The organism is Micromonospora sp. WMMD956, from assembly GCF_029626125.1.
Taxonomy (GTDB): Bacteria; Actinomycetota; Actinomycetes; order Mycobacteriales; family Micromonosporaceae; genus Micromonospora; species Micromonospora carbonacea.
The window spans coordinates 5,153,297-5,176,504 of the sequence record NZ_JARUBI010000005.1; the positions used below are offsets into that span (position 1 = coordinate 5,153,297).

The window sequence follows — 23,208 nt, forward strand, 5'->3', positions numbered from 1 at the left end:
TTGGCCCACGTACGGAGTAACTGATGTCCACGTCTGCAGATAAGGTCGTCGAGGCGCTTCGGGCTTCCCTCAAGGAGACCAGCCGGCTCAAGCAGCTCAACCAGCAGCTCACGGCGGCGGCCCGGGAGCCGATCGCCATCGTGGCGATGTCCTGCCGCTACCCGGGCGGGGTGTCGTCGCCCGACGAGCTGTGGGACCTGGTGGCCGCGGGCGGCGACGCCATCGGCGGCTTCCCCGCCGACCGGGGCTGGGACCTGGACAACCTCTACGACCCGGAGGCCGGCCGGGTCGGCCGCTCCACCACCCAGCAGGGCGGCTTCCTCTACGAGGCGGCCGAGTTCGACGCCGAGTTCTTCGGCATCAGCCCCCGCGAGGCCCTCGCCATGGACCCGCAGCAGCGGCTGCTGCTGGAGACGTCGTGGGAGGCGTTCGAGTCCGCCGGCATCGCCCCGTCGTCGGTGCGCGGGCAGAAGGTCGGCGTGTTCGTCGGCACCGCCGCCAACGGCTACGGCGTCGGCCAGGACGGCGGCGCGGACGGCGCCGACGAGGGCTACCTGCTCACCGGCACCGCCACCAGCGTCGTCTCCGGCCGCATCGCGTACGCGCTGGGCCTGGAGGGGCCGGCGGTCACCGTGGACACCGCCTGCTCGTCGTCGCTGGTCGCCCTGCACCTGGCCTGCCAGGCGCTGCGCTCCGGCGAGTTCGACCTGGCCCTCGCCGGCGGCGTGACCGTCATGGCCACCCCCAGCGCGTTCGTCGGGTTCTCCCGGCAGCGCGGCCTCGCCTCCGACGGGCGGTGCAAGTCGTTCGCCGCCGCCGCCGACGGCACCGGCTGGGCCGAGGGCGTCGGCCTGCTCCTCGTCGAGCGGCTCTCCGACGCCCAGCGCAACGGTCACCGCGTCCTCGCCGTGGTGCGCGGCTCCGCGATCAACCAGGACGGCGCGTCCAACGGGCTCACCGCCCCCAACGGGCCGGCGCAGCAGCGGGTCATCCGGCAGGCGCTCAGCAACGCCCGCCTCACCCCCGCCGACGTGGACGCCGTCGAGGCGCACGGCACCGGCACCACCCTGGGCGACCCGATCGAGGCGCAGGCGCTGCTGGCCACGTACGGGCGGGACCGCGACGGGCGCGACCCGCTATGGCTCGGCTCGATCAAGTCGAACATCGGGCACAGCCAGTCCGCCGCCGGCATCGCCGGGATCATCAAGATGGTCATGGCGATGCGGCACGGCCTGCTGCCGGCCACCCTGCACGTCGACACCCCGTCGCCGCACATCGACTGGTCGGCCGGGGCGGTGTCGCTGCTCACCGAGCCCCGCCCCTGGCCCGAGGTGGACCGCCCGCGCCGGGCCGCCGTCTCCTCGTTCGGCATCTCCGGCACCAACGCCCACGTCATCCTCGAACAGGCCGACGCCGCGCCCGCCGCCGGCGCACCCGAGGACCGGCCCGGCCTGCTCGCCGCGCCCACCGCGACCGTGTGGGCGCTGTCCGCCCGGTCCACGGCGGCCCTGCGCGCCCAGGCCGCCCGCCTCGCCCGCTACGTCCGCGCCCGCGCCGGCCTCGACCCGGCCCGGCTCGCCTGGTCCCTCGCCGCCACCCGTTCCGAGTTCGAGCACCGGGCCGCCGTCGTCGCCGCCGACCCGGCGCAGCTCCTCGCCGGCCTCGACGCCCTCGCCGCCGGCACCCCCGCCGGGACCGTCGTCACCGGCGTGGCCGGCGAACCCGGCGAGGGGCCCGTCTGGGTCTTCCCCGGCCAGGGCGCCCAGTACGTCTCGATGGCCGCCGGCCTGATCGGCGTCTGCCCCGTCTTCGACGAGGCCCTCGCCGAGTGCCAGGCCGAGTTCGACCGCTGGCTCGACGTCGACCTGGTCGCCGTCCTCACCGGCGACGACGACTCGTGGCTGACCCGCACCGAGGTCGTCCAGCCGGCCCTGTTCGCCGTCGGCGTCGGCCTGGCCCGGGTGTGGCGGCACGCCGGCCTGACGCCCCGCGCCGTCGTCGGCCACTCCCAGGGCGAGATCGTCGCCGCCCACGTCGCCGGGGCGTTGACCCTCGCCGACGCCATCAAGATCCTCGCCCTGCGGGCCCGCGCCCTCGCCGGCATCGCCGGCACCGGCGGAATGGTCGCGGTCGACCTGCCCGCCGCCGAGGTCGCCGGGCGGCTCCCCGACGGGCTGAGCGTCTCCGTCGTCAACGGGCCCCACGCCACCGTCGTCTCCGGCCCGCCGCAGGCCGTCGCCGACCTCGCCGCCGCGTACGCCGCGCAGGGCGTGCGCGCCCGGCTCATCGACATCGACTACGCCTCCCACTCGCCGGCCGTGCAGCCCGTCGCCGACCGGATGCGCGCCGACCTGGCCGGCGTCGTGCCCCGCGACGCCGACGTGCGGATCCTCTCCACCGTCACCGGCACCTGGATCGACGGCGCGGCCCTCGACGCCGACTACTGGGCGGAGAACCTGCGCCGGCCGGTGCTGTTCGACACCGCCGTGCGCACCGCCGTCGACGCCGGGCACACCGACTTCGTCGAGGTCTCCCCGCACCCGGTGCTGAGCATGTCGCTCACCGCGGTCCTCGACGACACCGGCACCGCCGGCCGGGCCCTGGCCACCCTGCGCCGCGGCGAGGACGCCGCCGGCCGGCTGCTCACCAGCCTCGCCGCCGCCCACGCCCACGGCCTCGCCGTCGACCTGCGCCGCGTCCTCGCCCCCGCCGACGTCCTGGTCGACCTGCCCACGTACGCGTTCCAGCGGCAGCGCTACTGGCCCGAGCGGACGGCCGCCGCCACCGCCGCCGGCCCGGTCAGCCCCGACGTCGTCGACGTCGAGTTCTGGTCGGCCGTCGAACGCTCCGACGTGGCCGCCCTCGCCGCCCAGCTCGACGGCGCGCCCGCCGACCTGGAGGTGCTCGCCCCGGCGCTGCCCGTGCTGTCGTCCTGGCGGAAGGCCCGGTTGCAGCGGGCCGTGCTCGACGGCTGGTCGTACCGGATCGTCTGGAAGCCGGCCGGCCCGCCCGCCGGCCCGACGGTGGCCGGCGACCTGCTCGTGGTCCTGCCGGCCGGCGACGCCACCGTGGCCGGCTGGGTGGACGCCCTCGAAGCCGCCGCCGACGGCCGGCGGGTGCGCCGCGTCGCCGTCGACCCCGCCGGGGCCACCCGCGAGGACCTGGCCGCCGCGCTCGCCGACCACCGGGACGCGCCCCTGGCCGGCGTGGTGTCGCTGCTCGGCCTCGCCGACGACCGGTACCCGGGCCACCCCGCCGTCCCCACCGGCCTGGTCGCCACCACCCGCCTGGTGCAGGCGCTGCGGGACGCCGACGTGCCCGCCCCGCTGTGGTGCCTCACCGTCGGCGGCGTCGGCACCGACCCGGCCGAGCCGGTGGCCAGCGCCGCCCAGCACGCCCTGTGGGGCCTCGCCCGGGTCGTCGGCCTGGAACACCCCGGCCAGTGGGGCGGCCTCGTCGACCTGCCCGCCGCGCCCGACGCCGCCTGCTGGGCCGAGGTCGCCCGCATCCTGGCCGGCGGCGGCGATGAGGACCAGTTCGCCGTCCGCCCCTACGGCACGTTCGTGCGCCGCCTCGCCCGCGCCGCCACCCGCACCACCGGCCCGGTCACGTCGTGGCAGCCGCGCGGCACCGTCCTCGTCACCGGCGGCACCGGCGCGATCGGCGCGCAGGCCGCCCGCTGGCTCGCCGCCAACGGCGCCGAACACCTGGTGCTCACCAGCCGCCGGGGACTCGCCGCCGACGGCGCGGCCGCGCTGGCCGACGAGCTGACCGCCACCGGCGTACGGGTCACCGTCGCCGCCTGCGACATGGCCGACCGCGAGCAGGTCGCCGCCCTCGTCGCCGGCCTCGACGACGTCGCCCCGCTCACCGCCGTGCTGCACGCCGCCGGCATCACCCAGCTCACCGCCCTCGTCGACACCGACCTCGACGTCCTCGAACACGTCCTGGCCGGCAAGGTCGCCGGTGCGGCGCACCTCGACGAGCTGCTCGGCGACCGGCAGCTCGACGCGTTCGTCACGTTCGCCTCCATCTCCGGCGTGTGGGGCAGCGGCGGCCAGGGCGCGTACGCGGCCGCGAACGCGTACCTCGACGCGCTCGCCGAGCAGCGCCGCGCCCGGGGACTCGCCGCCACCTCCGTCTCCTGGGGTGCCTGGGCCGAGGGCGGCATGGCCACCACCGAGGAGGCGCAGCGGCTGCTCAGCCGGCGCGGCCTCAACCCGATGCAGCCGGCCGCCGCGCTGCTCGCCCTGCGCCGCGCCGTCGAGCACGGCGAGACCTGCCTCGTCGTCGCCGACGTCGCCTGGGAGCACTTCGCCCCCGCGTACGCGTCCGCCCGGCCCCGCCCACTGCTCGACGACATCGCCGAGGCCCGCGACGCCCTCGCCGCCCGCCCCGCCGACGGCGGCACCGACCACGCCGCCGCCCTGCGCCGCGACCTGGCCGCCGTGACCCGCGCCGAACGCGACCGGCAGCTCACCGACCTGGTACGCGGCCACGCCGCCGCCGTCCTCGGCCACAGCGGCACCGACGCGGTCAAGCCGAAGCGGGCGTTCAAGGAGCTGGGCTTCGACTCGCTGACCGCCGTGGAGCTGCGCAACCAGCTCACCGCCGCGACCGGGCTGGCCCTGCCCACCACCCTCATCTTCGACTACCCCAACCCGGCCGCCCTCGCCGGGCACCTGGCCGCCCTGCTGCGGCTCGACGACGACGCGCCCGCCGCCGACGACTCCGCCGGCGGCACCGGCCCGGCCACCGCCGACGAGCCCATCGCCATCGTCGGCATGAGCTGCCGCTACCCGGGCGGCGTCAGCGACCCCGACGGGCTGTGGGACCTCGTCGCCTCCGGCCGCGACGGCATCACCGAGTTCGCCCCCGACCGGCACTGGGACCTCGACCGGCTCCTCGCCGCCGACCCCGACGCGCCCGGCCGCTCCTCCACCCGGCACGGCGGGTTCCTCGACGGTGCCACCGACTTCGACCCCGTCTTCTTCGGCATCTCCCCACGCGAGGCCCTCGCGATGGACCCGCAGCAGCGGCTGCTGCTGGAGGCCACCTGGGAGGCGTTCGAGCAGGCCGGTGTCACCCCCGACAGCCTGCACGGCACCCCCACCGGCGTGTTCGTCGGCGCGTCCCCGTCCGGCTACGGCACCGGCGACGAGACCCCCGACCTGGACGGCTACCGGCTCACCGGCGGCGCGCACAGCGTCATCTCCGGCCGCGTCTCCTACACGTTCGGCCTGGAGGGCCCGGCCGTCACCGTCGACACGGCCTGCTCGTCGTCGCTGGTGGCCCTGCACCTGGCCGTGCAGTCGCTGCGGCAGGGCGAGTGCGACCTCGCCGTGGCCGGCGGCGTGACCGTCATGGTCACCCCCGGCGCGTTCGTCGAGTTCACCCGGCAGGGCGGCCTCGCCGCCGACGGGCGGTGCCGTTCCTTCGCCGCCGCCGCCGACGGCACCGGCTGGGGCGAGGGCGTCGGCGTCCTCCTCGTCGAACGCCTCAGCGACGCCCAGCGGCGCGGCCACCGCATCCTCGCCGTCGTGCGCGGCTCCGCCGTCAACCAGGACGGCGCGTCCAACGGGCTCACCGCCCCGAACGGGCCGTCGCAGCAGCGCGTCATCCGCGCCGCCCTCGCCAACGCGGGCCTCACCACCGCCGACGTGGACGCCGTCGAGGCGCACGGCACCGCCACCACCCTCGGCGACCCGATCGAGGCGCAGGCGCTGCTGGCCACGTACGGGCAGGACCGCCCCGCCGACCAGCCGCTGTGGCTGGGCTCCATCAAGTCGAACATCGGCCACACCCAGGCCGCCGCCGGCGTCGCCGGGGTGATCAAGATGGTGCAGGCGCTGCGGCACGGCACCCTGCCGGCGACCCTGCACGTCGACGAGCCCACCCCGCACGTCGACTGGACGGCCGGCGCGGTCGAGCTGCTCACCGAGGCCCGGCCGTGGCCGCAGGTGGACCGGCCGCGCCGCGCCGCCGTCTCGTCGTTCGGGGTCAGCGGCACCAACGCCCACGTGATCATCGAGCAGCCGCCCGCGCCGGTGGCCGACGACGCGACCGCCGGGCAGCCGCCCGGCGAAACCGCGCAGCGGCGGGACGGCGGGGCCGCCGACCGGCCGCACGGCGACGCCGCCGGGCCGCCCGCCCCGCCGCTGGTGCCGGTGCTGCTCTCCGCCCGGGGCGAGGGCGGCCTGACCCGCCAGGCCGCCCGCTGGGCCCGCCGCTGGGCCGACGGGGCCACCGGCGGCGACCTGCCCCGGCTGGCCGACGTCGGCTGGACGTCGCTCGTCGCCCGCACCGCCCTGGAGCACCGCGCGGTGCTCCTCGCCGCCGACCACGCCGAGCTGGCCGCCGCCCTGACCGCCCTCGCCGACGGCGAGCCCACCGACGCCGTCGTCACCGGTCGCGCCGCCGACCGGGGCCCCGTCGCCCTGCTCTTCTCCGGTCAGGGCGCGCAGCGTGCCGGGATGGGTCGGGAGCTGTACGGGGCGTTCCCGGTGTTCGCCGCCGCGTTGGACGAGGTGTGCACGCACCTGGATCCGCTGCTGCCGCAGCCGCTGAAGTCGGTGTTGTTCGCCGATGCGGGCACCGGCGACGCCGACCTGTTGGACCAGACGGTGTTCACGCAGGCGGGCCTGTTCGCGGTCGAGGTGGCGCTGTTCCGTCTGGTCGAGTCGTTCGGGGTGGTGCCCGACTTCGTGGGCGGCCACTCGGTCGGCGAGATCACGGCCGCGCACGTGGCGGGGGTGTTGTCGCTGGCGGACGCGTGTGCCCTTGTTGCGGCGCGGGGTCGGTTGATGCAGGCGTTGCCGGCCGGGGGCGGGATGCTCGCGGTCAACGCGGCCGAGGCCGAGGTGGCGGAGTCGATCGCCGGCCGCGTCGAGGTGGGGATCGCGGCGGTCAACGGCCCGTCGGCTGTGGTCGTCTCCGGTGCCGTCGGGGCCCTCGACGAGATCGAGCGGGTGTGGCGGGACCGGGGCGTCCGGACGCGCCGGCTCACGGTGAGCCACGCGTTCCACAGCCCGTTGATGGAGCCGATGCTGGCCGAGTTCCGGGCGACCCTGGAGACGCTGTCGTTCGCCGCGCCGCTGGTGCCGGTCGTGTCGAACGTGACCGGGGCGCTCGCCGACGGCGACGACCTGCGCACCGCCGACTACTGGGTGCGGCACGTCCGCGAGGCCGTCCGGTTCGCCGACGGGGTCGCCGCGCTGCGCGCCGCGGGGGCGGACACGTTCGTCGAGATCGGCCCCGGCGCGGTGCTCACCGCCCTGGTCCGCGACGCCCTGACCGGCGACGACGACCTGCTCGCCGTGCCGGCCCAGCGCCGCGACCGCGCCGAGCCCCGCGCCCTGCTCGCCGCCCTCGCCGAGCTGCACGCCGCCGGAGCACGCGTCGACTGGGCCCCGCTGCTCGCCGACGCCGCCCCGACCCGGGTCGACCTGCCGACGTACGCGTTCGCGCGGGAACGCTTCTGGCTGCGGCCCGCCGGCCGCGCCTCCGACGTCTCCGGGGCGGGCCTCGGCGCGGCCGGGCACCCGCTGCTCGCCGCCGCCGTCCGGCTGGCCGGCGAGGACGCGGCCGTGCTCACCGGCCGGCTCTCCGTCGCCGCCCAGCCGTGGCTGGCCGACCACGTGGTCGCCGGCGCGGTCGTAGTCCCCGGCACCGCGCTCGTCGAGCTGGCGCTGCGCGCCGGCGACGAGTTCGGCCCCTGCCGGGTGGCGGAGCTGACCATCGCCGCCCCGCTCGTGCTCCCCGCCCAGGGCGCGGTGCGCGTCCAGGTCCGCGTCGGCCCCCGCGACGGCGTCGGCGGGCGGGCCGTCACCGTGCACAGCCAGCCCGACCACGACCCCGACGGCGACTGGGTGCGGCACGCCGAGGGCCTGCTCACCGCCGTCGAGCCCACCGCCGACGCCGGCCTCGGCGCGTGGCCGCCCGCCGACGCCGTCGAGGCCGACCTCGCCGGCTGGTACGACGCCCTCGCCGGCCACGGCATGACCTACGGGCCGGTGTTCCAGGGCCTGCGCCGCGCCTGGACGGCCGGCGACGACACCGTCTACGCCGAGGTGACCCTGCCCGCCGCGACCGCCGACGGCAGCGCCGGCTTCGGCGTGCACCCCGCCCTGTTCGACGCCGCCCTGCACCCCACCGCCCTGCTGCCCGGCGACGGCACCACCGGCCCCAAGGCCCCGTTCGCGTTCGCGGGCGTCCAGGTGCACGCCGTCGGCGCGGACACCCTCCGCGTCCGGCTCACCCGCGCCGGCACCGCCGTGCGGCTGCTCGCCGTCGACGACACCGACCGGCCCGTGGTCACCGTCGACTCCCTCGTCCTGCGCGAGATGACCGGCGGCGACCCGTCGGCGGCCACCCTCGCCGCCCGGTCGCTGTTCCGCGTCGACTGGCGGCCCGAGCCGCTCGCCCCCGCCGACGCGCCCCGCGCCGCCCTGCTCGGCCCCGCCACGCCCGCGCTGCCCGGCGTCCCCGCCCACCCGGGCGTCGCCGAGCTGGCCGCCGCCGACGTACCCCCGCTGGTCCTGCTGCCCGTGCCCGCCACGCCCGCCGGCCTGCCCGCCGACGCGCTGCCCGCCGCCGTGCGGGCCGGCACCGCCGCCGTGCTCGCCGCCGTCCAGGCGTGGCTCGCCGCCGACGCCCTCGCCGACACCCGCCTCGCGGTGGTCACCCGGGGCGCGGTCCGGGCCACCGACGCCGACCCCGCCGACGAGCTGACCGGCGCGGCCGTGTGGGGCCTGCTGCGCGCCGCCCAGTCCGAGCACCCCGGCCGGATCGTCCTGGCCGACCTGGACCGGGACCTCGACGCGCCCGCCGTCGCGCTGCTCGCCGCCGCCGCCGACGACCCGGCCGCCGCGCAGCTCGCCGTCCGCGCCGACACGATCCTCACCCCCCGTCTGGTACGCGCCGACACCCCACCCGCGCCCGCCCGACGTCCCCTCGGCGGCACCGTCCTGGTCACCGGCGGCACCGGCGCCCTCGGCGCACTGCTCTCCCGGCACCTCGTCACCGACCGGGGCGTGGACTCCCTCGCGTTGGTCAGCCGGCGCGGCCCCGCCGCCGACGGTGCGGCCGACCTCGCCGCCGAGCTGACCGCCCTCGGCGCGCGGGTCGACGTGCTCGCCTGCGACGTCACCGACCCCGACGCGGTGCGCGCCCTGGTCGGGCGGCTCACCGCCGACGGTGGTCGGCTGGCCGGGGTGGTGCACACGGCCGGGGTGCTCGACGACGCGGTGGTCACCGGCATCGACGCCGACCGGCTGGCCCGGGTCCTCGCGCCGAAGGTCGACGCGGCGTGGCACCTGCACGAGGCCACCGCCGGCCTCGACCTGGACCTGTTCGTGGTGTTCTCCTCCATCGCCGGGGTCCTCGGCTCCCCGGGCCAGGGCGCGTACGCCGCCGCCAACCACTTCCTCGACGCGCTCGCCGCCCACCGCCGCGCCCGGGGCCTGACCGCGCACTCCCTGGCCTGGGGCATGTGGGACACCGACGGCATGGCCGCCACCCTCAGCGCCGCCGACCGGTCCCGGGTCACCCGCTCCGGCCTCGGCCTGATCGACGGGCCCGTCGGCGTCGCCCTGTTCGACGCCGCCGTCGCCACCGACGCCGCCGCGCTCGTCCCCGCCGTCGTCGACGTGCCGGCGCTGCGCGCGGCGGCCACCGCCACCGGCGTACCGCCGATGCTGCGCGCCCTCGTCGGCACCGTGACCGCCCGGCGGCAGGCCGGCGGCGGCGCGGCCGGCGGCTGGGCCCAGCGCCTCGCCGCGCTCGCCCCCGACGAGGCCCGCGCCCAGGTGGACGTGCTGGTGCGGGGCCTGGTGGCGCAGGTGTTGGGGCACGGTGGTGCGGAGGCGGTGCCGGCGGATCGGGCGTTCCGGGAGTTGGGTTTCGACTCGTTGACGGCGGTGGACCTGCGTAACCGGGTCAACGCGGCGACGGGGCTGCGGTTGGCGTCGACGCTGGTGTTCGACTACCCGACCCCGGCGGCCCTCGCCGCGCACGTGCACGAGCAGCTCACCGGGGCGACCGCCGACCGGCCCGAGGCGGTCGCCGCCACCGGCGGCGGCGACGAGCCGATCGCGATCGTGGGCATGGCCTGCCGTTACCCGGGTGGGGTCGCCAGTCCCGACGACCTGTGGGCGCTGCTGGCCGACGGTGGGGACGGGATCTCCGAGTTCCCCGCCGACCGGGGCTGGGACCTGGAGTCCCTCTTCCACCCCGACCCCGACCACCCCGGCACCTCCTACGCCCGGCACGGCGGTTTCCTCGCCGGGGCGGCGGACTTCGACCCGGCGTTCTTCGGGATCTCGCCCCGGGAGGCCGTCGCGATGGATCCGCAGCAGCGGTTGCTGCTGGAGGCGTCGTGGGAGACGTTCGAGTCCGCCGGCCTCGACCCGGCGCGGGTGCGGGGCAGCCGCACCGGCGTCTTCGCCGGCCTGATGTACCACGACTACGCCTCCCAGGTGCAGGAGCTGCCCGAGGGCCTGGAGGGCTACATCGGCACCGGCAACTCGGGCAGCGTCGTCTCCGGACGCGTCGCCTACACGTTCGGCCTGGAGGGGCCGGCGGTCACCGTGGACACCGCGTGCTCGTCGTCGCTGGTGGCCCTGCACCTGGCCGTGCAGGCGCTGCGGTCGGGGGAGTGTGACCTGGCCCTGGCCGGTGGCGTGACGGTGATGGCCACCCCGGGGACGTTCGTGGAGTTCTCCCGGCAGCGGGGTTTGTCGGCCGACGGGCGGTGCAAGTCGTTCGCCGCGTCGGCGGACGGGACGGGCTGGTCGGAGGGCGTGGGCATGCTGCTGGTGCAGCGGCTCTCCGACGCGCGCCGGGACGGCCGGCGGATCCTCGCCGTGGTGCGGGGTACGGCCGTCAACCAGGACGGTGCGTCGAACGGCCTCACCGCCCCGAACGGCCCCTCGCAGCAGCGGGTGATCCGGCAGGCTCTCGCCAACGCGCGGCTGTCGCCGGCGGACGTGGACGCGGTCGAGGCGCACGGCACCGGCACGACCCTCGGCGATCCGATCGAGGCGCAGGCGCTGCTGGCCACCTACGGGCAGGACCGGCCGGTCGACCGGCCGCTGCTGCTCGGCTCGATCAAGTCGAACATCGGCCACACCCAGGCCGCCGCCGGGGCCGCCGGCATCATCAAGATGATCATGGCGATGCGGCACGGGGTGGTCCCCCGCACCCTGCACGTCGACGAGCCGTCCCCGCACATCGACTGGACGGCCGGCGCCGTCGAACTGGCCACCGAGGCCCGGCCCTGGCCCGAGACGGGCCGCCCCCGCCGCGCCGCCATCTCCTCGTTCGGCGTCAGCGGCACCAACGCCCACGTCGTCATCGAGCAGCCCCCCGCCGACCCCCGGCCCGCCCGACCCGGCGACACTCCCGCTGGTCCCGGCGACGAGTCCGCCGGTTCCAGCGATGCGCACCCGACGGCGGTGCCGGCGGCCGTGCTGCTGTCGGCCCGCTCCGAGGCGGCCCTCGCCGCCCAGGCCGACCGCTGGGCCCGCTGGGTCGCCGCCGACCCGGCCCCCCGCCCCGCCGACGTGGGCTGGTCCTCCGTCGTCACCCGGGCCACCCTGGAACACCGCGCCGTGCTCGCGGCAGCCGACCGCGACGAACTCCTCGCCGGGCTGCGCGCCCTCGCCACCGGTGACCCGTCCGGCACCGTCGTCACCGCCGCCGGCACCCCCACGGGCCAGCTCGCCGTCCTCTTCTCCGGTCAGGGCGCGCAGCGTGCCGAGATGGGTCGGGAGTTGGCGGAGGCGTTCCCGGTGTTCGCCGCCGCGTTGGACGAGGTGTGTGGTCACCTGGATCCGTTGCTGCCGCAGCCGCTGCGGGGGGTGCTGTTCGCTCCGGAAGGCTCCGCCGAGGCGGCGTTGCTGGATCAGACGGTGTTCACGCAGGCCGGGCTGTTCGCGGTCGAGGTGGCCCTGTTCCGGCTGGTGGAGTCGTTCGGGGTGGTGCCGGACTTCGTCGGTGGGCATTCGGTCGGTGAGATCACGGCCGCGCACGTGGCCGGGGTGTTGTCGCTGGCCGATGCGTGTCAGCTCGTGGCCGCCCGGGGTCGCCTGATGCAGGTGTTGCCGGCCGGGGGCGGGATGCTCGCGGTCAACGCCGCCGAGGCCGACGTGCTCGCCTCGATCGCCGGTCGCACCGACGTCGGGATCGCCGCCGTGAACGGGCCCACGTCCGTGGTCGTCTCCGGTGCCGTCGAGACCCTCGACGAGGTCGAGCAGCTCTGGCGGGAGCGGGGTGTGCGGACGCGCCGGTTGGCGGTGAGCCACGCGTTCCACAGCCCGCTGATGGAGCCGATGCTGGCCGAGTTCCGGGCCGTCCTCGACGGGCTGGCGTTCCGTACGCCGCTGGTGCCGGTCGTGTCCAACCTGACCGGGGCGCTCGCCGACCCGCAGGAGCTGACCCGGGCCGACTACTGGGTGCGGCACGTGCGGGAGGCGGTGCGCTTCGGCGACGGGGTCACCGCGCTGCGCGCCGCCGGAGTGGGCACGTTCCTGGAGGTCGGGCCGCAGAGCGTCCTCACGGCCCTGGCCGCCGACGTGCTGGCCGGTGACGAGGGCGTGCTCGCCGTCGCCGCCCAGCGCCGCGACCGGCCCGCCGCGCGGGCGCTGCTCGCCGCGCTGGGCGAGCTGCACGTCCACGGCGTGCCCGTCACCTGGACCCAGTGGTACGCCGGCACCGACCCGCAGCGCGTCGACCTGCCCACGTACGCGTTCCAGCACGAGCGGTACTGGCTCGGCATCGGCCGCGCCCGCGCGGGCGACGTCACCGGCGCCGGCCTCGGCGCGGCCGGGCACCCCCTGCTCGGCGCAGCCGTCACCGTCGCCGGCGAGGACATGGTCGTGCTCACCGGCCGCCTCTCCGTCGCCACCCACCCGTGGCTCGCCGAGCACACCGTCTCCGACACGGTCGTCGTCCCCGGCACGGCGCTCGTGGAGCTGGCCGTCCGGGCCGGCGACGAGGCGGGCGTCTCCCGCCTCCGGGAACTCACCATCGCCGCGCCGCTCGTGCTGCCCGCCACCGGCGGCGTACGGGTCCAGGTGCGCGTCGGCGCGCCCGACCCGACCGGTGCCCGGCCCGTCGCGGTGCACGCCGAGACCGACGGTGACGCCGGGTGGGTGCGGCACGCCGAGGGTGTGCTGGAGCCGGTGTCGGCCGAGGAGCCGGTGCTGGGTGCGTGGCCGCCGGTGGCTGCGCCGGAGGTGGATCTGTCGGGTTGGTATGAGGCTCTGGCGGGCCTCGGCCTGGTCTACGGGCCGGTGTTCCGCGGGCTGCGTCGGGTGTGGGCCGGCGACGGCGAGGTGTTCGCCGAGGTGGCCCTGCCCGATGAGGTCGAGGGCGCGGCGGAGTTCGGGGTGCATCCGGCGTTGCTGGATGCGGCGTTGCACCCGATCGGGCTGTTGCTCGCCGACGAGGGGCCGGCAGCGGCACGGGTGCCGTTCGCGTTCTCGGGTGTGCAGGTGCACGCGTCGGGTGCGCGGGTGCTGCGGGTGCGGTTGACGCGATCGGGCTCTGAGATCCGTCTGGTCGCGGTGGACGAGTCGGGTGCGCCGGTGGTGTCGGTGGACTCGATCGTGTTGCGGGAGTTGACCGGTGTCGGTGCCGGCGGTGCGGCGTCGCGGTCGTTGTTCGAGGTGGTGTGGCAGGCCGCCGAGGCCGCCCCGACCGGCGAGTTGTCCGGCTGGGCGCTGCTGACCGGCGGGGACCTGCCGGCGACACTGCCCGGCCTGCCGGCGTACCCCGACGTGGCGGCCCTGCTGGCGGCGGTGGCCGCAGGGGCCGACGCCCCGCGCGCCCTCGTGCTGCCGGTCGCCGCCCCCGACGCCGCCGTTCCCGAGGCGGCAAAGGCGGTCACCAGCGGCATCCTCGCGGCCACCCAGGCGTGGCTGGCCGCCGACGCGCTCGCCGACACGCGGCTCGTCGTCGTCACCCGGGGCGCGGTGGCCGCCGGGCCGGACGATCCCGTCGTGGACCTCGCCGGATCCGCCGTGTGGGGCCTGCTCCGCTCGGCGCAGACCGAGCACCCGGGCCGCATCGTCCTCGCCGACGTCGACGGCGACCTCGACGCGCACGCCCTGGGCCTGCTCGCCCGGGTCGCCGACGACGCGGGCGTGGGTGGTCAGGTGGCGGTGCGTTCGGGCGGGGTGTGGGTGCCGCGTCTGGTGCGCGCGTCGGCCACGGACACCCCCGTCGCTGTCGGCGACGGTGCGGTGCTGGTGACCGGTGGTACGGGCGCGTTGGGCGCTCTGGTCGCGGAGCATCTGGTGTCGGTGCACGGGGTGCGGTCGTTGGTGTTGGTGTCGCGTCGGGGCACCGCCGCTGCCGGCGCGGACGCCGTGGTCGAGCGGCTGTCGGGGCTGGGCGCGTCGGTGGAGGTGGCAGCCTGCGACGTGACGGATGCCGAGGCCGTGCGCGCCCTGGTCGGGCGGCTCACCGCCGACGGTGGTCGGCTGGCCGGGGTGGTGCACACGGCCGGGGTGCTCGACGATGCGGTGGTCACCGGCATCGACGCCGACCGGCTGGCCCGGGTCCTCGCGCCGAAGGTGGACGCGGCGTGGCACCTGCACGAGGCCACCGCCGGCCTCGACCTGGACCTGTTCGTGGTGTTCTCGTCGATCGCGGGGGTGCTCGGTTCGCCGGGTCAGGCCGCGTATGCGGCGGGGAACGCGTTCCTGGACGGGCTCGCGGCGTTCCGGCGGGGGGCTAGTCTGCCGGCGGTGTCCTTGGCGTGGGGCATGTGGGACACCGACGGGATGGCGGCGTTGCTCGGTGACGCGGATCGGGCGCGGTCGGCGCGGGCGGGTCTGACGCCGATGAGCGCGGCCACCGGTCTGGAGCTGTTCGACGCGGCCCTCGCGGCCGGACGCCCCGCCCTGGTGCCGGCCGTGCTCGACGTGCCGGCCATGCGGGCCGCCCTCGGCGCGGGCGGCCCGGTCCCGGCGGTGCTGCGCGCCCTCGTCGGCACGACGACCACCCGCCGACAGGCCGGCCAGGGCGGCGGCGGGGACTGGGCCGACCAACTCGCCGGGCTGGACCCCGACGAGGCCCGCGCCCAGATCGACCTGCTGGTGCGGGGCCTGGTGGCGCAGGTGTTGGGGCACGGTGGTGCGGAGGCGGTGCCGGCGGACCGGGCGTTCCGGGAGCTGGGGTTCGACTCGTTGACGGCGGTGGACCTGCGTAACCGGGTCAACGCGGCGACGGGGCTGCGGTTGGCCTCGACGCTGGTGTTCGACTACCCGACCCCCGCCGTGCTCGCCGAGCACCTCTACGAGCAGGTATCCGGCCAGCTCACCGACCGCCGGGGGGCGGCCCGCGCCGTCACCGGCGTCGACGAGCCGATCGCGATCGTGGGCATGGCCTGCCGTTATCCGGGTGGGGTCGCCAGCCCGGACGACCTGTGGGCGTTGCTGGCCGACGGTGGGGACGGGATCTCCGAGTTCCCCGCCGACCGGGGCTGGGACCTCGACACCCTGTTCGACCCCGACCCGGACCGCAGCGGCACCTCGTACACCCGGCACGGCGGTTTCCTCGCCGGGGCGGCCGAGTTCGACCCGGCGTTCTTCGGGATCTCGCCGCGTGAGGCGATCGCGATGGATCCGCAGCAGCGGTTGCTGCTGGAGGCGTCGTGGGAGACGTTCGAGTCCGCCGGGGTCGACCCCGCGCGGGTGCGGGGCAGCCGCACCGGCGTCTTCGCCGGCGTCATGTACCACGACTACGCCTCCCGACTGGCCGACCTGCCGCCGGACACCGAGGGCTACGTGGGTACGGGCACGTCGGGCAGTGTGCTGTCGGGTCGGGTGGCGTACACGTTCGGCCTGGAGGGGCCGGCGGTGACCGTGGACACGGCGTGCTCGTCGTCGCTGGTCGCGCTGCACCTGGCGGCGCAGGCGCTGCGGTCGGGGGAGTGTGACCTGGCCCTGGCCGGTGGCGTGACGGTGATGGCCACCCCGGGCACGTTCGTGGAGTTCTCCCGGCAGCGCGGGCTGTCGCAGGATGGCCGGTGCAAGTCGTTCGCCGCGTCGGCGGACGGGACGGGCTGGTCGGAGGGCGTGGGCATGCTGCTGGTGCAGCGGCTCTCCGACGCGCAGCGGGACGGCCGGCGGGTCCTCGCCGTGGTGCGGGGTACGGCCGTCAACCAGGACGGTGCGTCGAACGGCCTCACCGCCCCGAACGGCCCCTCGCAGCAGCGGGTGATCCGGCAGGCTCTGGCCAACGCGCGGCTGACCCCGGCTGATGTGGACGCGGTCGAGGCGCATGGCACGGGCACGACGCTGGGTGATCCGATCGAGGCGCAGGCGCTGCTGGCCACCTACGGCCAGGACCGTGAGACCCCGCTGCTGCTCGGGTCGGTCAAGTCGAACATCGGGCACACGCAGGCGGCGGCTGGTGTCGCCGGGATCATCAAGATGGTGTTGGCGATGCGGCATGGGGTGGTGCCGTCGACCCTGCACGTGGATGAGCCGTCCCCGCATGTCGATTGGGCTGCGGGTGCGGTTGTGCTGGCGACTGAGGCGACGCCGTGGCCGGTCGTCAACCGGCCGCGTCGGGCGGCGGTGTCGTCGTTCGGGATCTCGGGGACGAATGCGCATGTGATCATCGAGCAGCCTCCGGTGGAGGTTGTCGAGGGTGTGGTGGTGGAGCGGGTGACGCCGCCGGTGGTGCCGGTGCTGCTGTCGGCCCGCACGGATGCGGCGTTGGCTGGTCAGGCGGGTCGGTGGGCCCGGTGGTTGACCGGTGACGGGTCGCTTGCCGCGCTGGACGTGGCGTGGTCGTCGGTGACGACGCGCCCGGCGTTGGAGCAGCGCGCGGCGGTGGTCGCCGAGGGCCGGGACGATCTGCTGGCTGCCCTGCGGGCTCTGGCCACCGGTGAGCCGTCGGGCGCCGTGGTGGTCGGGGCCGCGGAGCAGCGGGGGCAGTTGGCCCTGCTGTTCTCGGGCCAGGGCGCGCAGCGTGCCGGGATGGGCCGGGAGCTGTACGGGGCGTTCCCGGTGTTCGCCGCCGCGTTGGACGAGGTGTGCACGCACCTGGATCCGCTGCTGCCGCAGCCGCTGAAGTCCGTGTTGTTCGCCGATGCGGGCACCGGCGACGCCGACCTGTTGGACCAGACGGTGTTCACGCAGGCCGGTCTGTTCGCCGTCGAGGTGGCGCTGTTCCGGCTCGTGGAGTCGTTCGGGATCGTGCCGGACTTCGTGGGTGGGCATTCGATCGGTGAGATCACGGCCGCGCACGTGGCGGGGGTGTTGTCGCTGACGGACGCGTGCACCCTCGTCGGGGCGCGGGGCCGGCTGATGCAGTCCCTGCCCGCTGGCGGCGGGATGCTGGCGGTGGCCGCGCCGGAGGCCGAGGTGCTCGCCTCGCTGGACGGGCTGGCCTCGCTCGGTGGACGGGGCGACCGGGTCGGGATCGCGGCGGTGAACGGACCGTCGGCCGTGGTCGTGTCGGGTGCCGCCGACGTCCTCGACGACCTGGAGCGGGAGTGGCAGGGCAGGGGTGTGCGTACCCGCCGGCTGGCGGTGAGTCACGCGTTCCACAGCCCGTTGATGGAGCCGATGCTGGCCGAGTTCCGGGCCGTCCTCGACGGCCTCGCCTTCGCTGCGCCGCTGGTGCCGGTGGTCTCGAACGTGACCGGGGCCCTGGCCGAGGCCGACGAGATCCGCACGCCGGACTACTGGGTGCGGCACGTCCGCGAGGCCGTGCGGTTCGCCGACGGGGTCGCCGCGCTGCGCGCCGCCGGTGTCGACACGTTCCTGGAGATCGGGCCGCAGAGCGTCCTCACGGCCCTGGCCGCCGACGTGCTGGCCGGCGAGGAGGGCGTGCGCGCCGTTGCCGCCCAGCGCCGCGACCGGCCCGCCGCGCGGGCGCTGCTCGCCGCGCTGGCCGAGCTGCACGTCCACGGGGTGCCCGTGACCTGGCGGCAGTGGTTCGCCGGCAGCGGCCCGGCGCGGGTCGACCTGCCGACGTACGCGTTCCAGCACCAGCGGTACTGGCCCGACTCCGGCCGGCCCCGGACCGGCGACGTGTCGGGGGCCGGGCTGGGCGAGGCCGGGCACCCGTTGCTCGGCGCGTCCGTGGACCTGGCCGGCAACGACGAGGTGGTGCTCACCGGCCGGCTGTCCCTCGCCGCGTACCCGTGGCTGGCGGATCACGCGGTCTCCGGCGCGACGCTCGTGCCGGGCACCGCGCTCGTGGAGCTGGCCGTCCGGGCCGGCGACGAGGCGGGGCTGCCCCGGCTCCGGGAGCTGACCATGGCCGCGCCGCTGGTCGTGCCCGACACGGGAAGCGTGCGCATCCAGGTACGCGTCGACGGCCCCGCCGACGCGCCGGAGCGGCCGGTGACCGTCTACTCCCGACGCGACGGCGATGCCGGGTGGGTCCGGCACGCCGAGGGCGTGTTGGCGGCAGCCTCCGCCGAGGAGCCGGTGCTGGGTGCGTGGCCGCCGGTGGGTGTGTCGGAGGTGGATCTGTCCGGCTGGTACGCGGGTCTGGCGGGTCTTGGTCTGGTGTACGGGCCGGTGTTCCGTGGTCTGCGTCGGGTGTGGGCCGGTGACGGCGAGGTGTTCGCCGAGGTGGCCCTGCCCGATGAGGTGGGAAGCTCGGGCGGGTTCGGGGTGCATCCGGCGTTGCTGGATGCGGCGTTGCACCCGATCGGGTTGCTGCTCGGTGAGGAGGCGTCGGCGGCGCGGGTGCCGTTCGCGTTCTCGGGTGTGCAGGTGCACGCGTCGGGTGCGCGGGCACTGCGGGTGCGGTTGACCCGGGTCGGTTCCGGGGTCCGTCTGGTTGCGGTGGACGAGTCGGGTGCGCCGGTGGTGTCGGTGGATTCGCTGGCGCTGCGGGAGTTGACCGGGGTTGGTGTCGCGGGTGCGGCGTCGCGGTCGTTGTTCGAGGTGGTGTGGCAGGCCGCCGAGGTCGCCCCGACCGGTGGCCCCGCTGGCTGGGCGCTGCTCGTCCCCGAGGACACCACCATGACCGGGTTCCTCGACGCGCCGGCGGGCGAGGGCCGTTTGGCGGCGTACCCCGACGTGGCGGCCCTGCTGGCGGCGGTGGCCGCAGGGGCCGACGCCCCGCGCGCCCTCGTGCTGCCGGTCGCCGCCGCCCACGCCGCCCCCGATGTGGTGCGGGCGGTCGCGTCGGAGGCGTTGCGCGCGGCGCAGGCGTGGCTGGCGGCCGACGCGCTCGCCGACACGCGGCTCGTCGTCGTCACCCGGGGCGCGGTCGCGGCGCGCGACGGTGACCGGGTGACCGACCTGGCCGGCGCGGCCGTGTGGGGCCTGCTCCGCTCGGCCCAGTCGGAACACCCCGGCCGCATCGTCCTCGCGGACCTGGACGCCGACGACGACGGCGCGACCGAACTGCCGGCCGTGCTGGCCGGCGCCCTCGACGATGCCGCCGTCGGTGGTCAGGTGGCGGTGCGTTCGGGCGGGGTGTGGGTGCCGCGTCTGGTGCGCGCGTCGGTGCCTGACGTGCCGGCGGTTGCCCCGCTGGGCGACGGTGTCGTGTTGGTGACCGGTGGTACGGGCGCGTTGGGCGCTCTGGTCGCGGAGCATCTGGTGCAGACGCACGGGGTGCGGTCGTTGGTGTTGGTGTCGCGTCGGGGTGCCGCCGCTGCCGGCGCGGATGAGCTGGTGGGGCGGCTGTCGGGGCTGGGCGCGTCGGTGGAGGTGTCGGCGTGTGACGTGACGGATGCCGAGGCCGTGCGTGCCCTGGTCGGGCGGCTCGCCGCCGACGGTGGTCGGCTGGCCGGGGTGGTGCACACGGCCGGGGTGCTCGACGACGGGCTCGTCGAGGGGCTCACCGGGGAACGGCTGGCGGCTGTGCTTGCGCCGAAGGTGGACGCGGCGTGGCACCTGCATGAGGCGACGGCTGGTCTGGACCTGGACCTGTTCGTGGTGTTCTCCTCCATCGCGGGGGTGCTCGGTTCGCCGGGTCAGGCCGCGTATGCGGCGGGGAATGCGTTCCTGGACGGTCTTGCGGCGTTCCGGCGGGGGGCTGGTCTGCCGGCGGTGTCCCTGGCGTGGGGGATGTGGGACACCGACGGGATGGCGGCGTTGCTCGGTGACGCGGATCGGGCGCGGTCGGCGCGGGCGGGTCTGACGCCGATGAGCGCGGCCACCGGTCTGGAGCTGTTCGACGCGGCCCTCGCGGCGGACCGTGCTGCCCTGGTGCCGGCGACCATCGACGTGCCCGCCCTGCGGGCCGCCGCCTCCGGTGGCGTGGTGCCGCCCATGCTGCGCACCCTCGTCGGCGCGAGCACCACCAGCCGCCGCCAGGCGGGGCAGGGCAGCGGGGGGTGGGCCGAGCGGCTCGCCGCCCTCACCGAGGACGAAGGCCGGGCGCAACTCGTGCTCCTGGTCCGTGGCCTCGTCGCGCAGGTGCTCGGGCACGGAGGCGCGGAGGCGGTGCCGGCGGACCGGGCGTTCCGGGAGCTGGGCTTCGACTCGCTGACGGCGGTGGACCTGCGCAACCGGGTCAACGCGGCAACCGGGTTGCGGCTCGGCTCGACGCTGGTGTTCGACTACCCGACCCCCGCCGTGCTCGCCGAGCACCTGTGGTCCGAGCTGGCCGGCGTACGCCAGTCGGCGACCGACCTGGTCGCCAGCGCGACGAAGGACACCGACGAGCCGATCGCGATCGTCGGCATGGCCTGCCGCTACCCGGGCGGGGTGGCCAGCCCCGACGACCTGTGGGCGCTGCTGGCCGACGGAGGCGACGGGATCTCCGAGTTCCCCGTCGACCGGGGCTGGGACCTCGACACCCTGTTCGACCCGGACCCGAACAACAGCGGCACCTCCTACACCCGCAACGGCGGCTTCCTCTACGGCGCGGCGGAGTTCGACCCCGGGTTCTTCGGCATCTCGCCCCGGGAGGCCCTGGCGATGGATCCGCAGCAGCGGTTGCTGCTGGAGGCGTCGTGGGAGACGTTCGAGTCCGCCGGGGTCGACCCGGTCCGGCTGCGGGGCAGCCGCACCGGCGTGTTCGCGGGCGTGATGTACCACGACTGGGCGACGCGCCTCATGGACCTGCCCGCCGAGGTGGAGGGCTACGTGGGTACGGGCACGTCGGGCAGTGTGCTGTCGGGGCGGGTGGCGTACACGTTCGGCCTGGAGGGGCCGGCGGTCACCGTCGACACGGCGTGCTCGTCGTCCCTGGTGGCCCTGCACCTGGCGGCGCAGGCGCTGCGGTCGGGGGAGTGCGACCTGGCCCTGGCCGGCGGCGTCACCGTCATGGCCACCCCCGGCACGTTCATCGAGTTCTCCCGGCAGCGGGGGCTTTCGCAGGACGGGCGGTGCAAGTCGTTCGCTGCCGCCGCTGATGGGACGGGTTGGTCGGAGGGCGTCGGGATGCTGCTCGTTGAGCGGCTGTCGGACGCCCGGCGTAACGGGCACCGGGTCCTCGCCGTGGTGCGGGGTACGGCCGTCAACCAGGACGGTGCGTCGAACGGCCTCACCGCCCCGAACGGCCCCTCGCAGCAGCGGGTGATCCGGCAGGCTCTGGCCAACGCGCGGCTGACCCCGGCTGATGTGGACGCGGTCGAGGCGCATGGCACGGGCACGACGCTGGGTGATCCGATCGAGGCGCAGGCGCTGCTGGCCACCTATGGCCAGGACCGTGAGACCCCGCTGCTGCTCGGGTCGGTCAAGTCGAACATCGGGCACACGCAGGCGGCGGCTGGTGTCGCCGGGATCATCAAGATGGTGTTGGCGATGCGGCATGGGGTGGTGCCGTCGACCCTGCACGTGGACGAGCCGTCGCCGCACATCGATTGGGCTGCGGGGGCGGTTGTGCTGGCGACTGAGGCGACGCCGTGGCCGGTCGTCAACCGGCCGCGTCGGGCGGCGGTGTCGTCGTTCGGGATCTCGGGGACGAATGCGCATGTGATCATCGAGCAGCCTCCGGTGGAGGTTGTCGAGGGTGTGGTGGTGGAGCGGGTGACGCCGCCGGTGGTGCCGGTGCTGCTGTCGGCCCGCACGGATGCGGCGTTGGCTGGTCAGGCGGGTCGGTGGGCCCGGTGGTTGACCGGTGACGGGTCGCTTGCCGCGCTGGACGTGGCGTGGTCGTCGGTGACGACGCGTCCCACCCTGGAGCAGCGGGCCGTCGCCCTGGTCGCCGACCGGGACGGGCTGCTCGCCGCGCTACGGGCGCTCGACGGCGGCGACCCCTCCGCAGCGATCGTCACCGGCACGGCCGCCGAGCGCGGTCAGCTCGCGGTCCTGTTCTCGGGTCAGGGCGCGCAGCGTGCCGGGATGGGTCGGGAGCTGGCGGGGGCGTTCCCGGTGTTCGCCGCCGCGTTGGACGAGGTGTGCGCGCACCTGGATCCGCTGCTGCCGCAGCCGCTCAAGCCGGTGCTGTTCGCGGAGGCGGGCACGACTGAGGCCGAACTGCTCGACCAGACCGTCTTCACGCAGGCCGGTCTGTTCGCGGTCGAGGTGGCCCTGTTCCGGCTGGTGGAGTCGTTCGGGGTGGTGCCGGACTTCGTCGGCGGGCACTCGGTCGGTGAGATCACGGCCGCGCACGTGGCGGGGGTGTTGTCCCTCGCGGACGCGTGTCAGCTCGTGGCCGCCCGGGGTCGCCTGATGCAGGCGTTGCCGGCCGGGGGCGGGATGCTCGCGGTGGCTGCGGCCGAGGAGGCGGTGGCGGAGTCGATTGCCGGTCGGGCCGATGTCGGGATCGCGGCCGTCAACGGCCCGTCGGCCGTGGTCGTCTCGGGTGCCGTTGAGGCCCTGGACGAGGTCGAGGGGGTGTGGCGGGAGCGGGGTGCGCGGACGCGCCGGTTGGCGGTGAGTCACGCGTTCCACAGTCCGTTGATGGAGCCGATGCTGGCCGAGTTCCGGGCGATCCTGGAGACGCTCGCCTTCGCCGCGCCGTTGCTGCCGGTGGTGTCGAACCTGACCGGGGCCCTGGCCGACGCCGACGAGATCCGTACCCCGGATTACTGGGTGCGGCACGTCCGCGAGGCGGTCCGGTTCGCCGACGGGGTGACCGTGCTGCGCAAGGCCGGTGTGGACACGTTCCTGGAGGTGGGGCCGCAGAGCGTGTTGACGGCCCTGGCGGCCGACGTGCTGCCGGGTGACGAGGGTGTGCTGACGGTCGCCGTGCAGCGTCGGGACCGGCCGGAGGCGACCGGGCTGCTGGCTGCCCTGGCGGAGTTGCACGTCGGTGGGGTGCCGGTGTCGTGGC

At 76.2% G+C, this 23,208-nt stretch carries 1 protein-coding gene (running past one end of the window); it reads left to right on the top strand.

Going from position 1 to position 23,208, the window contains the following annotated elements:
- Positions 1 to 23 precede the first annotated feature (23 nt).
- On the top strand, positions 24 to 23,208 hold the 5' portion of the coding sequence (locus O7628_RS23060; protein WP_278133570.1) for a type I polyketide synthase. The gene runs 6,845 nt beyond the window's last position; the window shows 23,185 of its 30,030 coding nt (coding positions 1-23,185); the start codon lies at positions 24 to 26; its stop codon lies beyond the right edge, outside the window.